This window comes from Pseudooctadecabacter jejudonensis, from assembly GCF_900172275.1.
Classification (GTDB): Bacteria; Pseudomonadota; Alphaproteobacteria; order Rhodobacterales; family Rhodobacteraceae; genus Octadecabacter; species Octadecabacter jejudonensis.
Genome location: NZ_FWFT01000002.1, coordinates 159,893 through 175,386, shown reverse-complemented (window position 1 = coordinate 175,386; position 15,494 = coordinate 159,893). Strand labels below are relative to the sequence as shown.

Sequence of the window (15,494 nt, the reverse complement as noted above, 5' to 3'; positions counted from 1 at the left end):
TCGATATGAACCAGGAATTGACAAACAACCCGTTTAACCCGCTCACACCGGCGAAAACGTTTGACGAAATCAAGGTCTCCTTGGCCTCCCCCGAACGGATCCTCAGCTGGTCCTTCGGTGAGATCAAGAAGCCCGAAACCATCAACTACCGGACGTTCAAGCCCGAACGTGATGGCCTGTTCTGTGCCCGTATCTTTGGGCCGATCAAGGATTACGAATGTCTGTGCGGCAAATATAAGCGTATGAAATATCGCGGCGTTGTCTGCGAGAAATGCGGCGTGGAAGTGACGTTGCAAAAGGTGCGTCGCGAACGCATGGGCCACATCGAACTGGCCGCCCCCGTGGCACACATCTGGTTCCTGAAATCCCTGCCATCCCGTATCGGTCTGATGCTGGACATGACGCTGCGCGATCTGGAACGCATCCTCTATTTCGAAAACTACGTGGTGATCGAACCCGGCCTGACGGACCTGACCTATGGTGCCCTGATGACCGAGGAAGAATACCTCGACGCACAAGACGCCTACGGCATGGACGCCTTCACCGCCAACATCGGCGCCGAAGCCATCCGTGAGATGCTCTCCCAGATTGACCTTGAGGCAGAGGCAGAACACCTGCGCGAAGAACTCAAAGTCGCGACGGGTGAACTCAAGCCCAAGAAGATCATCAAGCGTCTGAAGATCGTCGAAAGCTTCTTGGAATCTGGCAACCGCCCCGAATGGATGATCTTGACGGTCGTGCCCGTGATCCCGCCAGAGCTGCGCCCGCTGGTGCCGCTGGATGGTGGCCGTTTCGCGACGTCCGACCTCAACGACCTCTACCGTCGTGTGATCAACCGGAACAACCGTCTCAAGCGTCTGATTGAACTGCGCGCACCTGACATCATCGTCCGCAACGAAAAGCGGATGCTGCAGGAATCCGTCGATGCCTTGTTCGACAACGGCCGCCGTGGCCGCGTGATCACGGGTGCCAACAAGCGTCCGCTGAAATCGCTGTCCGACATGCTGAAAGGCAAACAGGGTCGTTTCCGTCAAAACCTTTTGGGCAAACGCGTCGACTTCTCTGGCCGTTCGGTCATCGTGACCGGTCCAGAGCTGAAGCTGCACCAATGTGGTCTGCCCAAGAAGATGGCGTTGGAACTGTTCAAGCCGTTCATCTACTCGCGCCTCGAAGCCAAAGGCCTGTCTTCCACCGTGAAGCAAGCCAAGAAACTGGTCGAAAAAGAACGTCCCGAGGTTTGGGATATCCTGGATGAGGTCATCCGCGAGCACCCGGTCATGCTGAACCGTGCGCCCACGTTGCACCGTCTTGGCATTCAGGCGTTCGAACCCGTGCTGATCGAAGGTAAAGCTATTCAGCTGCACCCGCTTGTCTGTTCTGCGTTCAACGCTGACTTCGACGGGGACCAGATGGCTGTTCACGTGCCGCTGTCCCTTGAGGCTCAGCTCGAAGCCCGCGTTCTGATGATGTCCACGAACAACGTTCTGTCGCCCGCCAACGGCGCGCCGATCATCGTGCCATCGCAGGATATGATCCTTGGTCTGTACTACACGACCATCGAACGTGAAGGCATGAAGGGCGAAGGCATGACCTTCGGCACCATCGAAGAGGTCGAGCATGCGCTCGCCGCTGGCGAAGTGCACCTTCACGCCAAGATCACGGCGCGCATTCCGCAGATCGATGCCGAAGGCAACGAGGTTATGCAGCGGTTTGAAACCACGCCGGGCCGTGTTCGTCTGGGCGCGCTTTTGCCGCTGAACAACAAGGCCCCGTTTGAACTGGTGAACCGTCTTCTGCGTAAGAAGGAAGTTCAGCAGGTCATCGACACGGTCTATCGTTACTGTGGCCAGAAAGAATCCGTCATCTTCTGTGACCAGATCATGACAATGGGCTTCCGCGAAGCCTTCCGCGCCGGTATTTCCTTCGGCAAGGACGACATGGTCATCCCCGACACCAAATGGACGCTGGTCAACGAGACCCGTGAACAGGTGAAGGATTTCGAACAGCAGTACATGGACGGCCTGATCACTCAGGGCGAAAAGTACAACAAAGTTGTCGATGCATGGTCCAAGTCGAACGACAAGGTGACCGAGGCGATGATGACCACCATCTCGACCACCAAGCGCAACGAAGACGGGTCTGAGGCCGAACCAAACTCGGTTTACATGATGGCCCACTCCGGTGCGCGTGGCTCGGTCACGCAGATGAAACAGCTGGGCGGCATGCGCGGCCTGATGGCCAAGCCGAACGGTGAAATCATCGAGACGCCGATCATCTCGAACTTTAAAGAAGGTTTGACCGTTCTCGAATACTTCAACTCCACCCACGGTGCCCGTAAGGGTCTGTCGGATACGGCGTTGAAAACCGCGAACTCCGGTTACCTGACCCGTCGTCTTGTGGACGTGGCGCAGGATTGTATCGTCCGCGAAGTCGATTGTGGCACCGAACGTGCGATCACAGCCGAAGCTGCCGTGAACGATGGTGAGGTCGTGTCGTCCCTGGGCGAACGCATCCTTGGTCGCGTGTCCGCAGATGATGTGCTGAAGCCCGGCACCGATGAGGTGCTGTGCAAGGCCGGTGATCTGATCGACGAACGCATGGCCGACACGATTGAGGCCGCGGGCGTGCAGAAAATGCGCATCCGCAGCCCGCTGACCTGTGAGTCTGAGGACGGCGTTTGCGCCATGTGTTACGGTCGTGACCTTGCCCGTGGTACGCGCGTCAACATCGGTGAGGCCGTCGGCATCATCGCGGCACAATCCATCGGTGAGCCTGGCACACAGCTGACGATGCGGACATTCCACATCGGCGGCGTTGCCCAAGGTGGCCAGCAGTCCTTCCTTGAGGCGTCGTCTGACGGCAAGGTCGAGTTCCGCAATGCCAACATTCTTGAGAATGAGGCAGGCGAACAGGTCGTGATGGGCCGCAATATGGTCCTCGCCATCATGGACGAGAACGGCGAAGAGCGTGCAAACCACAAGGTTGGCTACGGCTCGAAGGTGTTCGTCAAGGACGGCGCAGAGATCGCCCGGGGCGACAAGATGTTTGAATGGGATCCCTACACCCTGCCGATCATCGCCGAGAAATCCGGTACGGTAAAATACGTGGACCTCGTGAACGGGATTGCCGTGCGCGAAGACACTGACGATGCGACGGGCATGACCCAGAAAATCGTCACCGACTGGCGCTCTGTCCCCAAAGGCAACGAACTCAAGCCAGAAATCCTGGTCGTGGGTGACGACGGGGAGCCTATGCGCAATGAGGCGGGCAACCCAGTGACCTACCCGATGTCCGTGGACGCCGTTCTGTCTGTCGAAGACGGGCAAAAAGTGTCTGCTGGTGACGTTGTCGCGCGTATTCCGCGCGAAGGCGCCAAGACCAAGGACATTACCGGTGGTCTGCCTCGTGTGGCCGAATTGTTCGAAGCCCGCCGTCCAAAGGATCACGCAATCATCGCCGAAATCGATGGCTACGTGCGCTTTGGCAAGGACTACAAGAACAAGCGCCGCATCGCGATTGAGGCGGCCGATGATCCGGACACCAAGGTCGAGTACATGGTGCCCAAGGGCAAACACATCCCCGTGCAGGAAGGCGACTTCGTGCAAAAGGGCGATTACATCATGGATGGCAACCCAGCCCCCCATGACATCCTCGCCATCATGGGTGTCGAAGCACTTGCGGACTACATGATCGACGAAGTGCAGGACGTGTATCGCCTGCAGGGTGTGAAGATCAATGACAAGCACATCGAGGTGATCGTGCGTCAGATGCTCCAGAAGTGGGAGATTTCTGACAGCGGTGACACGACGCTGTTGAAGGGTGAAAACGTCGACAAGGTCGAGTTTGATGAGGCCAACGAAAAGGCCATCGCCCGTGGCGGTCGCCCCGCACAGGGTGAGCCGATCTTGCTCGGGATCACAAAGGCGTCCTTGCAGACCCGTTCGTTTATCTCTGCCGCGTCCTTCCAGGAAACAACGCGCGTGCTGACCGAGGCTTCGGTTCAGGGCAAGCGGGACAAGCTGGTTGGCCTGAAAGAGAACGTCATTGTGGGCCGTCTGATCCCGGCAGGGACAGGTGGTGCGACACAGCGTGTCACCAAGATTGCGTCTGATCGTGACAACGTTGTCATTCAGGCCCGCCGTGAAGAGGCCGAAGAGGCCGCCCGTCTGGCCGCGCCAGAGCCTGTGGCGGATGATGTCATCGGTGGTGACGCCTTTGACACGATCATCGCAGACACAGAAGAGAGCCGCGACGAGTAAGTCGTCCGTTTCAGTGACATAAAAAGGGCCGTTGGTGAAAGCCGGCGGCCCTTTTGTTTCGAATGGGCTTTGCCCATCCGACCCGCGCCGCTTCGCGGCGGGGAAGGGGGCGCTGCCCCCTCGGCTGCGCCTCACCCCCGAGGTCTTTTTGACCCAAAGAAACGGGCTGTTCCGTCGTCCATGAAGGGCCCATTTTGGTGCATCATGATGGGGCGAGGTCAGGGTGCAGGTAGGCGTCCGGATAAGACATTGGATGGGTCGGGCCCAACGGGATCATCTTGTTCCAAAATAGCCTTGCCGGCAATGAAGCAGCGAGGAGGCCACGGCTACGTCTGGCACCGCATAGACCCGGCACAGCCATCGCCACAGGTTTGGATAATCCAGACTGCGGGCGCCGTTCAGTTTCATGCGGACATCGTAGACCGGCTCGTGACGAAAGAGCGTCGGGAAGAGCCGCAAGTCTGCTTCGGTAAAGGTGTCCACTGTCAAATAGGGGCGGCCGTCCGCCAAAGGGTCATTGAGGGCGTGCAGTTCTTCAAATTAGGTCTCAAACGGCGCCGCATAGACGTATTGATCGGAAGAAAAACCTGCTTTGTAGGCCCCGTTGTTGATGGCGATGCAGATTGACGTGATAAGCGCGTCGACCTCGGGGCGCAGCGCTGCGGGGTGAAGATCAAGCCCATTGCCGCCAAGTTTTGCCCCATATGCGAACAGCATCTGGACAATATCTGCGCTTTCGTTCGTGACGATCCGTTTCGTCGTTTTGACGTAGAGGTGTGGGAGGGGTTTTTCATCAGACCCTTCGGCCTCATAGATTGCCTTGGCATACCGATGGGCTTGGCCGATCCCCGTCTCATAGGTGCAGTCGGGCAGAGGCGCCGGTGAGGGATGCGGGCCGTGTCTGATCAAATGTCCACAGATTGTCCTCGTGGTTGGGGATGGCCAGGTCCATTGTAATGCTGTCAGTCCGGCCAAGCACAGATCGTGCCACTGTCACGCGGTGACACCATGGGCAATTCAAGGCCACAATCAGATGAACCGGTCGGGCCAGGCGGGGTGTCCTGCGGTCCGATCCAGTTGCGAAACCCGCTGAGCCCACGAACAAATTCTCCCCGTGTTCGACGCCATGAGAGGTCTGTCTGAACTTCTTCGGTCGCGATGTCGGTTGGCTTTGACAGGGTGCTTTCCACCCGCGGGCCCCGCTGATAGCACGGGAGCATGGCAGTGTCAGATAACATACGGGCGGCCCTCTTGATTATGGTGTCGATGACGGCCTTCACCGTCAACGATGCGCTGATGAAACTTGCGTCGGGGGGGCTGCCGTTCTTTCAGCAGATCTTTTTGCGCGGCTGTTTGATCACGGGCGGCCTGTTTGTTTTGGCGTGGTCCATGGGACATCTGCGCTATCGGACCACCCCGCAGGATCGGAAGTTGACCGCCCTGCGCACGGCGGCTGAGGCGGTGGGCACCGTCTTTTTCCTGACCGCGCTCTATTCTATGCCGCTGGCCAATCTGTCGGCGATCTTGCAGGCCCTGCCGCTGACCGTCACCCTGGCCGCGGCGCTCTTTTTCGGCGAGGCCGTGGGCTGGCGCCGGATTGCGGCGATTGTCGTTGGGTTTGTGGGGGTCACCATCATCATCCGCCCCGGCATGGATGGCTTCACGGTCTATTCTCTCTATGGGCTGGCGGCTGTCGCGGCTGTGACCCTGCGCGATCTGGCGGCACGAAAATTGTCGTCCACCATTCCGTCCACCCGTGTGGCATTGGCGGCGGCCATTGGGGTCACGGTGCTGTCAGGGCTCGGGTCAGTGGTCCTTCAGGAACGCTGGGTCGTGCCCAGCTTGGGCGAGGGCGCGTTGATCACAGGCGCGGCGCTGTGCCTGATGGCAGGGTATACGGCGGCTGTCGCAGGCATGCGCGGAGGGGACATCGGGTTTGTAGCCCCGTTCCGCTACACATCACTGCTGGTGGCACTGATTCTAGGCCTTGTGCTGTTCAACGAATGGCCGGACCGGCTGACGATGATCGGCGCGGGAATCGTCGTGGCCACTGGCCTCTTTACCCTTTACCGGGAACGCGCCAGCCGACAGACCGCGGCCCTTTCTGCCAAAGGCCTGCGCCCGCGCTGAGGCGCTGTTGACACCTCATCCCAACCGCTGTAGAGAGCGCGCAACTTGGCCGTGGGTTCACCCGTTGGTCAGGCATCATAATCGTCGTGGTCAAGATCCGACCTACTGCTGGTCCGATCCTCTGAATACCCAACCGCTCCGTATGCTCCGGTAAGGCTACGACAGCGGGTCATTTGTGCATTTTGGACGCAAGATGCACACGAGAATTAGAAAACCGCGGCGCGATCGGTGCTGCAACACATGTGTAGGAAGTAGGGAAACCAGCCTAATGCCAACGATTCAACAGCTGATCCGCAAACCGCGGCAGCCCAAAGTAAAACGCTCCAAATCGCTTCACCTTGAAGGCAACCCGCAAAAGCGCGGCGTGTGCACACGTGTCTATACAACGACACCGAAGAAGCCGAACTCCGCTATGCGTAAGGTTGCCAAAGTGCGCCTGACAAATGGCTTTGAGGTCATCAGCTACATCCCGGGTGAAAGCCACAACCTTCAGGAACACTCCGTGGTTCTGATCCGCGGCGGTCGTGTGAAAGACCTTCCCGGTGTGCGTTACCACATCCTGCGCGGTGTTCTGGATACCCAGGGCGTCAAAGACCGGAAACAGCGTCGCTCCAAGTACGGCGCGAAGCGTCCTAAGTAAGAGGATCATTAAATGTCACGTCGTCACGCCGCTGAAAAACGCCAGATTCTGCCCGATGCAAAATTTGGTGACAAAGTCCTGTCCAAGTTCATGAACAACCTCATGATCGACGGGAAGAAATCCGTTGCTGAGCGCATCGTCTACAACGCCTTTGACCGCGTTGAAGACAAGCTGAAGAAAGCCCCTGTTGAGGTTTTCCACGAAGCTCTCGACAACATCAAACCCAACCTCGAAGTGCGCTCGCGCCGCGTCGGTGGTGCCACCTATCAGGTGCCCGTCGAAGTGCGCCCCGAACGCCGTGAGGCTCTGGCCATCCGCTGGCTGATCGCAGCCGCCAAAGGCCGGAACGAAAAAACCATGGAAGAGCGCCTTGCAGGTGAACTTGTCGACGCCGTCAACGGCCGCGGCACAGCTGTCAAAAAGCGCGAAGACACCCATAAAATGGCCGACGCGAACAAAGCGTTCAGCCACTACCGCTGGTAAGAGGAAGCAGACCCAATGGCACGCGAATACCCTCTCGAACTTTATCGCAACTTCGGCATCATGGCCCACATCGATGCAGGTAAAACCACCTGCTCCGAGCGGATCTTGTTCTACACTGGTAAATCCCACAACATCGGTGAGGTGCACGATGGTGCAGCCACCATGGACTGGATGGAGCAGGAACAGGAACGCGGGATCACGATTACTTCCGCTGCGACAACCACATTCTGGGAACGCACTGAGGACGGTCAGACCCCTGACAGCCCCAAGCACCGGATGAACATCATTGACACCCCCGGACACGTTGACTTCACCATCGAAGTTGAACGCTCCTTGGCTGTTCTCGACGGCGCGGTCTGCGTGCTCGACGGCAACGCTGGTGTTGAACCACAAACAGAAACCGTGTGGCGTCAGGCTGACCGCTACAAGGTTCCGCGCATCGTCTTCGTCAACAAGATGGACAAGATCGGCGCCGACTTCTTCAACTGTGTTGCACAGATCGAAGACCGCACCGGCGCACGCGCCGTGCCCGTTGGTGTGCCAATCGGCTCCGAATCCGACCTCGAAGGTCTGGTTGATCTCGTGACAATGCAGGAATGGGTGTACGAGGGCGAAGACCTCGGCGCGTCTTGGATCAAGAAAGACATCCGCCCAGAGCTGCAGGACATGGCCAACGAATGGCGTGGCAAAATGGTCGAGGCCGCCGTCGAAATGGACGACGACGCCATGATGGAATACCTCGAAGGCAACGAACCTGACGTGCCGACCCTGCGCAAACTGCTGCGCAAGGGCACACTGTCTATGTCCTTCGTGCCTGTTCTGGGTGGCTCTGCTTTCAAGAACAAAGGTGTTCAGCCGCTGCTTAACGCTGTGATCGACTATCTGCCCAGCCCGCTGGACGTTGTGGATTACATGGGCTTTGCCCCCGGCGACGAAGAAGAAACCCGTAACATCGCCCGTCGTGCAGACGACAACATGGCGTTCTCCGGCCTTGCGTTCAAAATCATGAACGACCCTTACATGGGGACGCTGACGTTCACGCGGATCTATTCCGGTACGCTGAACAAAGGCGACACGCTGATGAACACCACGAAGGGCCGCAAGGAACGCATCGGCCGTATGGTGATGATGCACTCCAACAAGCAGGATGAAATCACCGAAGCATTCGCAGGTGACATCATCGCGCTGGCTGGTCTGAAAGACACCACAACCGGTGACACCCTGTCGGACGACAAGGATCAGGTGGTCCTCGAAACGATGACCTTCCCCGATCCGGTGATCGAGATCGCGGTTGAGCCCAAGACGAAGGCCGACCAAGAGAAGATGTCCATGGGTCTGCAGCGCCTCGCCGCAGAAGACCCGTCCTTCCGCGTGGAAACTGATCTGGAATCCGGTCAGACCATCATGAAGGGCATGGGCGAACTTCACCTCGACATCCTCGTGGACCGTCTGAAGCGTGAATTTAAGGTCGAAGCCAACATCGGTGCACCGCAGGTGGCCTACCGTGAAACCATTGGTCACGCGGTTGAACACACCTACACCCACAAGAAACAGTCTGGTGGCTCCGGTCAGTTCGGTGAGGTCAAGCTTAACATCATGCCGACAGAGCCGGGCGAAGGCTATTCCTTCGAATCCCTCATCGTGGGTGGTGCGGTTCCAAAGGAATACATCCCAGGTGTTGAAAAGGGCATTCAGTCCGTCATGGACAGCGGCCCTCTGGCTGGCTTCCCCGTGATCGACTTCAAGGTGCAGCTTCTGGACGGTAAGTTCCACGACGTTGACTCCTCGGTCCTCGCGTTCGAAATCGCAGCACGTATGTGTATGCGCGAAGGCATGAAAAAGGCCGGCGCCAAGCTGTTGGAACCCATCATGAAGGTCGAGGTGGTGACACCTGAGGAATACACCGGTGGCATCATCGGTGATCTCACGTCCCGCCGCGGTCAGGTGCAGGGTCAGGATACGCGCGGCAACGCCATCGCGATCGACGCCTTCGTGCCACTGGCCAACATGTTCGGCTACATCAACAACCTGCGTTCGATGTCTTCGGGTCGCGCGAACTTCACCATGCAGTTCGACCACTACGATCCGGTGCCATCCAACATCTCTGACGAGATCCAGGCGAAATTCGCCTAAGCCGGCCCCGGCTTAGGTGACCTCGGGCTGCGGCCCGAGGTCTCACACAACACATTCAAGGAGGCCATCATGGCTAAGGAAAAGTTTGAACGCACGAAACCGCACGTAAACATCGGCACGATTGGTCACGTTGACCACGGCAAGACGACGTTGACAGCCGCGATCACGAAGTATTTCGGTGATTTCCAGGCGTATGACCAGATCGACGGCGCGCCCGAAGAGAAAGCCCGCGGCATCACGATCTCCACCGCGCACGTGGAATACGAGACCGACAGCCGTCACTACGCCCACGTCGACTGCCCCGGCCACGCCGACTACGTCAAGAACATGATCACCGGTGCGGCCCAGATGGACGGCGCAATCCTGGTTGTGAACGCCGCTGACGGCCCAATGCCCCAAACGCGTGAGCACATCCTGCTGGGTCGCCAGGTTGGCATCCCGAAGATGGTCGTCTTCATGAACAAGGTTGACCAGGTCGACGACGAAGAGCTGCTTGAGCTGGTCGAGATGGAAATCCGCGAACTGCTCTCCTCCTATGAGTACCCAGGCGACGACATCCCTGTCATCCCCGGTTCCGCTCTGGCCGCGATGGAAGGCAACAACCCTGAGATCGGCGAAGAAGCTATCCGTAAGCTGATGGCGGCTGTGGACGAATACATCCCAACGCCTGAGCGCGCTGTGGACCAGCCGTTCCTGATGCCGGTTGAGGACGTGTTCTCGATCTCCGGTCGTGGTACGGTTGTGACAGGTCGTGTTGAGCGCGGCGTGATCAACGTGGGCGACGAAATCGAAATCGTTGGTATCCGCGACACTGCGAAAACGACCTGCACAGGCGTTGAAATGTTCCGCAAGCTGCTGGACCGTGGTGAGGCTGGCGACAACATCGGTGCGCTTCTGCGTGGTGTTGATCGTGACGGCGTTGAGCGTGGCCAGGTTCTGTGTAAGCCAGGTTCCGTGCAGCCGCACACGAAGTTCGAGGCCGAGGCCTACATCCTGACCAAGGACGAAGGTGGCCGTCACACGCCGTTCTTCGCGAACTACCGTCCGCAGTTCTACTTCCGCACGACGGACGTGACCGGCACCGTGAACCTGCCCGAGGGCACAGAAATGGTGATGCCAGGTGACAACCTGAAGTTCGACGTTGAGCTGATCGCACCGATCGCCATGGAGCAAGGCCTGCGCTTCGCCATCCGCGAAGGCGGCCGCACCGTCGGCGCTGGTGTTGTGTCTAAGATCATTGAGTAATTCTGGCTTTGCCAAAGTTACGAGACTGCAGCGGCGGCAGTCGAAACACAGTTTCGATGAGAGCCGATGAAGTCTAACCAATACCAAAGGCCCCCGCCCAAAGCGGGGGCCTTTTTGTATGGCGGTTCGAAGGTTTGAAACCATTTGAACGCGGCTTTGCCCAGACATGCGATTGGCGTCGCACGGGGCCGTCACTTTACGGATCAAGCGCATTGACCTAGGGTCAACGAAGGTTGACTTACCGATGGAGGACGATGCAATGGCTAGGTACTCTCGCAACTACGATCGCCTTGGGCGCGGCAGCACAGACCGTGTTTTTGAGCACAGCGACGGCTCTAAGACGATCGAACAATATGCGTCTCATCGTTGGGCGCCCGGAATGCATATGCAAGACGGACCACGTACGATCACCAAGATTGATCCTGACGGGAATGAAGTCAGCCGCGTTGTGAAACCCAAATAAGACGGTGCGCTGCCGTCGCCTTTTGACGGTCAGACCGTGCGGTTATCGTAGACTAAGTTAAGCGGCCTTTGAGAGAACCCGATTTCGCCCAGCGGATTTCGCGGCCAACAAACGCGCGTCGGCTTCTTCCAAAAGGGCCATCCCATTTTCAGACTCCTCCTGCAGGGTTGCGATCCCGATGCTGGCGGTGACATTGATCAGCAAATCGTCCACCTCAACCGGGGTCGATGCCACGACATCGCGCAATCGTTCGCAGGCCGTAAAAGCCCCGGACAGATCGGTTTCCGGAAAGATCACGGCAAACTCCTCCCCACCCAAACGTCCCACCAGATCGATTGACCGAAACTCCAAAATCAAGGCATCCGAAACAGCCCGAAGCACCGCGTCGCCCGCAGCATGGCCATAGGTGTCGTTCACTTGTTTGAAATGGTCCAGATCGATCATGGCGACCGACAGTGGGCGCTGGGTGCGCCGCGCGCGCGCAAATTCGGTTTTGAGGTTCTTTAGAAATGGCCGTCTGTTCGACAGCTCGGTCAATGGATCCGTATTGGCCTGATGCATCAGCATATCATAGGCGCGCGACAGTTCCCTGATGCTGATCATCCCCCGCAGGACGCCGCCCCGCTTGACGGGAATGTGGCGAATGTTGTTTGTCGTCATCAGCCGCAGCACATACCCCACCTCATCCTCGACCGTACAGGTGACCACATTTTTCGTCATGATCGACGACACAGGATCGTCAAAGGCCATGGCGTCTGCACGGGCAAATACCGGTATCAGGTCGCGTTCCGAAACAATGCCGACAAGGTTGCCAAAATCATCAAGCACCACTAGGGCGCCTATCCCGTGGCTTGTTAAGGTCTCTGCCACCTGCGACAGAGGCGCGGTCGGCAAAATGCTCAGAACGTCAGCGTCCGTGCGCCCTGCCATAAAGGTATCAATGTTCATCTTACGATCCGTTTCGATCGCCCCCGTCTTGGTGCTAACAAGGAAGACTGAACAAGATATTAATGTCGGCGCGATGCGGTGGGGCACCCCTTAACCCACGCGCCGGGATCCTTGGGGCCAAAACACAAGAATACGCTTGCCCCATGGGCGAAGTCCCCCTAAAAGCCACCCATCCAAGAGGCGCGATTCTACGCGCCTTTTTATATTGGACAAAATACGCGATGAGGGTGCCGGATGAGCCGCCATCTTCCTCTCCGTTAAGAACCCTAAGGTAAAGGGTGATGACATGGCCGTTGCTAGCCAAAACATCCGCATCCGCCTGAAGGCATTTGACTACCGCGTGCTGGATGCGTCCACACAAGAGATCGTCAATACTGCCAAGCGCACGGGTGCATCTGTTCGGGGGCCGATCCCGCTTCCAAACAAGATCGAAAAGTTCACCGTTCTGCGTGGACCCCACATTGACAAGAAATCCCGTGATCAGTTCGAAATCCGCACGCACAAGCGTCTTCTGGATATCGTCGACCCGACACCCCAGACCGTGGACGCGCTGATGAAGCTCGACCTGGCTGCCGGTGTTGACGTCGAGATCAAGGTTTAAGGAGGGCTACTGATGTTGCGCTCTGGTGTAATCGCAAAAAAGGTGGGCATGACCCGTCTTTTCCAAGAGGACGGTAAGCAGATCCCTGTGACCGTTCTTCAACTCGACAATCTGCAGGTTGTGGCACAACGCACCCTGGACACCGACGGTTACGTCGCGGTTCAGCTGGGTGCCGGTACGGCCAAAGCCAAACGCACCTCCGCCCCCATGCGCGGCCACTTCGCCAAGGCGAAGGTTGAGCCCAAGCGCAAGGTCGCTGAGTTCCGCGTTGCAGAAGAAAACCTGATCGAAGTGGGCGAAGAGATCATCGCGTCTCACTACTTCGAAGGTCAGTTCGTTGACGTGTCCGGCACGTCGATCGGTAAGGGCTTCGCCGGTGCCATGAAACGGCACAACTTCGGCGGTCTGCGGGCGACACACGGTGTGTCCATCTCGCACCGTTCGCACGGCTCCACCGGTCAGTGTCAGGACCCCGGCAAGGTGTTCAAAGGCAAGAAAATGGCCGGTCACATGGGCGCCGCCAAGGTCACCACGCAGAACCTGCAGGTCGTCAAGACCGACACGGATCGTGGCCTGATCATGGTCAAGGGCGCTGTGCCCGGGTCCAAAGGCGGTTGGGTCACAATCAAGGATGCGGTCAAAAAGCCGACACCTGAGAATGTGATCTACCCTGCTGCTCTGGCCTCTGCCGCCCGTGAAGCCCAGCGTTTGGCTGACGAAGCTGCTGCACAAGCTGCCGCAGAAGAGGAAGCCGCTGCAAAGGCCGCCGCTGAAGAACAGGCCGCCGCAGAAGAAGCCGCGCTGAAAGAAGCCGAAGCCTCCATCGAAGCCGATAAGGCCGAAGAGGGTGGCGCAGCTGAAGGAGACACATCCGATGAAAGCTGATGCAATCAAACTGGACGGTAAGGCCGCTGGCTCCGTCGATCTGGACGAGGCCATCTTCGGTCTTGAGCCTCGCGTGGACATCCTCCACCGTGTGGTCCGCTGGCAGCGCAACAACGCGCAGCAGGGCACCCACAAGGTAAAGACCCGCTCCGAGGTGTCCTATTCCACCAAGAAGATCTATCGCCAGAAAGGCACCGGCGGCGCACGCCACGGCGCGCGCTCTGCCCCGATCTTCCGCAAAGGTGGTATCTACAAGGGCCCAACACCACGGTCCCACGGCCACGAGCTGACCAAAAAGTTCCGCAAACTCGGCCTGCGCCACGCGCTGTCCGCCAAGCAAGCGGCAGGTGAGCTGGTGATCCTGGACGAGGCCGCGATGAAGGACGCGAAAACCAACGCACTGGCCAAAGCGGTCAACGCATTGGGTTGGAAGCGTGCCCTGGTGATCGACGCCGCCGTGAACGAAGATTTTGCCCGCGCCGCGCGCAACATCGAAACCCTGGACGTGCTGCCCTCCATGGGTGCCAACGTCTACGACATCCTGCGCTCCGACACGCTTGTGTTGACCAAAGCAGGCGTCGAAGCACTGGAGGCTCGTTTGAAATGAACGCCAAGGCAGAACATTACGACGTGATCCGCAAGCCGGTGATCACCGAGAAGGCAACCATGGCCTCTGAAGCCAATGCAGTTGTGTTCGAAGTGGCCATCGACAGCAACAAGCCGCAGATCAAGGAAGCCGTTGAGGCTCTCTTTGGTGTGAAGGTGAAGGCTGTGAACACCACGATCACCAAAGGCAAAAACAAACGCTTCCGCGGCCGGTTGGGCACGCGCAAAGACGTGAAGAAAGCCTACGTGACGCTGGAAGAAGGCAACACGATCGACGTGAGCACTGGCCTGTAAGGGTTGGCGCGTTGACGTTGATCTTAGGAGGCCCTCGCTGAAAAGCGGGGGCTTTCGCCACAATTTGCGACTCTCGTCATATTTCTTGCATTTTGTTGCGCAACACTATCTCAATCACAATATAATTGATTCGATAAGCACTGTCCCAAATCAGAAACCCTGGCAAATATGTCTTACAACCCGAGAAAAGCGGCTCAAACGATAGCTTTCTTCGCTTTGAAGAACGGTAGAGTTGCGCTTGATATGCTCAAAGCGATCAAGTTGGTTTACCTTGCTGATCGGGAAAGTATCTCTCGCTATGGTTTCCCAATCCAAAGTGAAACACGCGTTTCCATGGAGCATGGTCCTGTAAACTCTACTACTTATAACTACCTCAAAGGTGAGGTTCGAGACCACGAGAAGGCTCCGTGGTTGGAGTTTCTTGAGTCTGTTGAAAACAACCGAGTGTCTCTATCGCGGCGGGATTTATCTATCAGTGATCTTGATGAGCTGAGTGAGGCTGATTTGACGGCCTTAGAAGCTATTTGGGACGAATTTGGATCCTACCAAACTTGGGATTTGGTTGACTGGACACATGATCCCAAAAATCTTCCCGAATGGGAGGATCCAGGAAAGTCATCGAAAGTAATTCCGCTGCGTCGGATAATGCAAAACGTCGGTGTAACTAATCCGCAAGCCCATGTTGACCGCCTCCAGGACGAGAAGAGAATGAATGCACTTTTTGATCGGCTGGTGTAAATAGTGAGTGTCTACAGGGCTGGAACCTTGCTGATACCATCTGGCCCTCGACGTGACCCTGATAGGATG

General features: G+C 57.7%; 15 protein-coding genes. 12 read left to right on the top strand and 3 right to left on the bottom strand.

The features are described 5' to 3' along the window. The first annotated feature begins 5 nt into the window (after positions 1-5). Entirely contained in the window at positions 6-4,259 is a 4,254-nt protein-coding gene (rpoC, locus tag PSJ8397_RS05950) for a DNA-directed RNA polymerase subunit beta' (protein WP_085863679.1), read from the top strand. Between the two features lie 273 nt (positions 4,260-4,532). Here the strand turns inward: rpoC and PSJ8397_RS17180 are convergent, their stop codons facing one another. Together PSJ8397_RS17180 and PSJ8397_RS17175 are read right to left on the bottom strand one after the other, a co-directional pair. Next, positions 4,533-4,742 (bottom strand): glutathione S-transferase family protein, encoded by a 210-nt coding sequence (locus PSJ8397_RS17180; RefSeq protein ID WP_235000644.1) that lies wholly within the window; start codon positions 4,740-4,742, stop codon positions 4,533-4,535. A 57-nt stretch (positions 4,743-4,799) separates the two neighbouring features. Further along, entirely contained in the window at positions 4,800-5,168 is a 369-nt protein-coding gene (locus tag PSJ8397_RS17175) for a glutathione S-transferase family protein (RefSeq protein WP_235000601.1), read from the bottom strand. Between the two features lie 309 nt (positions 5,169-5,477). Here PSJ8397_RS17175 and PSJ8397_RS05940 point away from each other — a divergent pair, with 309 nt between their 5' ends. The 6 genes from PSJ8397_RS05940 to PSJ8397_RS05915 all read left to right on the top strand — a co-directional run bounded on the left by PSJ8397_RS05940 (position 5,478) and on the right by PSJ8397_RS05915 (position 11,353). Next, positions 5,478-6,389, top strand: coding sequence for a DMT family transporter (locus PSJ8397_RS05940; protein ID WP_085863678.1), 912 nt, complete (start codon positions 5,478-5,480; stop codon positions 6,387-6,389). A gap of 268 nt (positions 6,390-6,657) precedes the next feature. Further along, positions 6,658-7,029 carry a 30S ribosomal protein S12 gene (gene rpsL, locus PSJ8397_RS05935; protein ID WP_024809820.1) on the top strand — a complete coding sequence of 124 codons (372 nt, stop codon included), beginning with the start codon at positions 6,658-6,660 and terminating at the stop codon, positions 7,027-7,029. A gap of 12 nt (positions 7,030-7,041) precedes the next feature. Then, positions 7,042-7,512: a 30S ribosomal protein S7 gene (rpsG, locus tag PSJ8397_RS05930; RefSeq protein WP_085863677.1), complete on the top strand. Its 471-nt coding sequence runs from the start codon at positions 7,042-7,044 to the stop codon at positions 7,510-7,512. Between the two features lie 15 nt (positions 7,513-7,527). Further along, positions 7,528-9,645 carry an elongation factor G gene (gene fusA / locus PSJ8397_RS05925; protein WP_085863676.1) on the top strand — a complete coding sequence of 706 codons (2,118 nt, stop codon included), beginning with the start codon at positions 7,528-7,530 and terminating at the stop codon, positions 9,643-9,645. 69 nt (positions 9,646-9,714) lie between these two features. Further along, positions 9,715-10,890 (top strand): elongation factor Tu, encoded by a 1,176-nt coding sequence (tuf, locus tag PSJ8397_RS05920; RefSeq protein ID WP_085863675.1) that lies wholly within the window; start codon positions 9,715-9,717, stop codon positions 10,888-10,890. Positions 10,891-11,149: 259 nt separating this feature from the next. Then, positions 11,150-11,353: a hypothetical protein gene (locus PSJ8397_RS05915; RefSeq protein ID WP_143515383.1), complete on the top strand. Its 204-nt coding sequence runs from the start codon at positions 11,150-11,152 to the stop codon at positions 11,351-11,353. Positions 11,354-11,410: 57 nt separating this feature from the next. Here PSJ8397_RS05915 and PSJ8397_RS05910 read toward each other — a convergent pair whose 3' ends face one another. Then, complete coding sequence (locus PSJ8397_RS05910; RefSeq protein WP_200811288.1) at positions 11,411-12,301, bottom strand: diguanylate cyclase; 891 nt, start codon at positions 12,299-12,301, stop codon at positions 11,411-11,413. Positions 12,302-12,587: 286 nt separating this feature from the next. Between PSJ8397_RS05910 and rpsJ the strand changes: the two genes are divergently transcribed. From rpsJ to PSJ8397_RS05885, 5 genes are all read left to right on the top strand, one after another. Then, the gene (rpsJ, locus tag PSJ8397_RS05905) at positions 12,588-12,902 is read left to right on the top strand and encodes a 30S ribosomal protein S10 (protein WP_085863673.1); all 315 of its coding nucleotides are present in this window, start codon (positions 12,588-12,590) and stop codon (positions 12,900-12,902) included. A gap of 12 nt (positions 12,903-12,914) precedes the next feature. Continuing rightward, complete coding sequence (gene rplC, locus PSJ8397_RS05900; protein WP_085863672.1) at positions 12,915-13,787, top strand: 50S ribosomal protein L3; 873 nt, start codon at positions 12,915-12,917, stop codon at positions 13,785-13,787. Beyond that, positions 13,777-14,394, top strand: coding sequence for a 50S ribosomal protein L4 (rplD, locus tag PSJ8397_RS05895; protein ID WP_085863671.1), 618 nt, complete (start codon positions 13,777-13,779; stop codon positions 14,392-14,394). Before rplC ends, rplD begins: the two co-directional genes overlap by 11 nt. Further along, positions 14,391-14,687, top strand: a complete 297-nt coding sequence (locus PSJ8397_RS05890) for a 50S ribosomal protein L23 (protein ID WP_085863670.1) — start codon at positions 14,391-14,393, stop codon at positions 14,685-14,687. The genes rplD and PSJ8397_RS05890 overlap by 4 nt, the downstream gene beginning before the upstream one ends. Positions 14,688-14,855: 168 nt before the next feature. Continuing rightward, a complete protein-coding gene (locus PSJ8397_RS05885) occupies positions 14,856-15,425 on the top strand; it encodes a Panacea domain-containing protein (RefSeq protein ID WP_085863669.1) in 570 nt (189 codons plus the stop codon). Positions 15,426-15,494 lie beyond the last annotated feature (69 nt).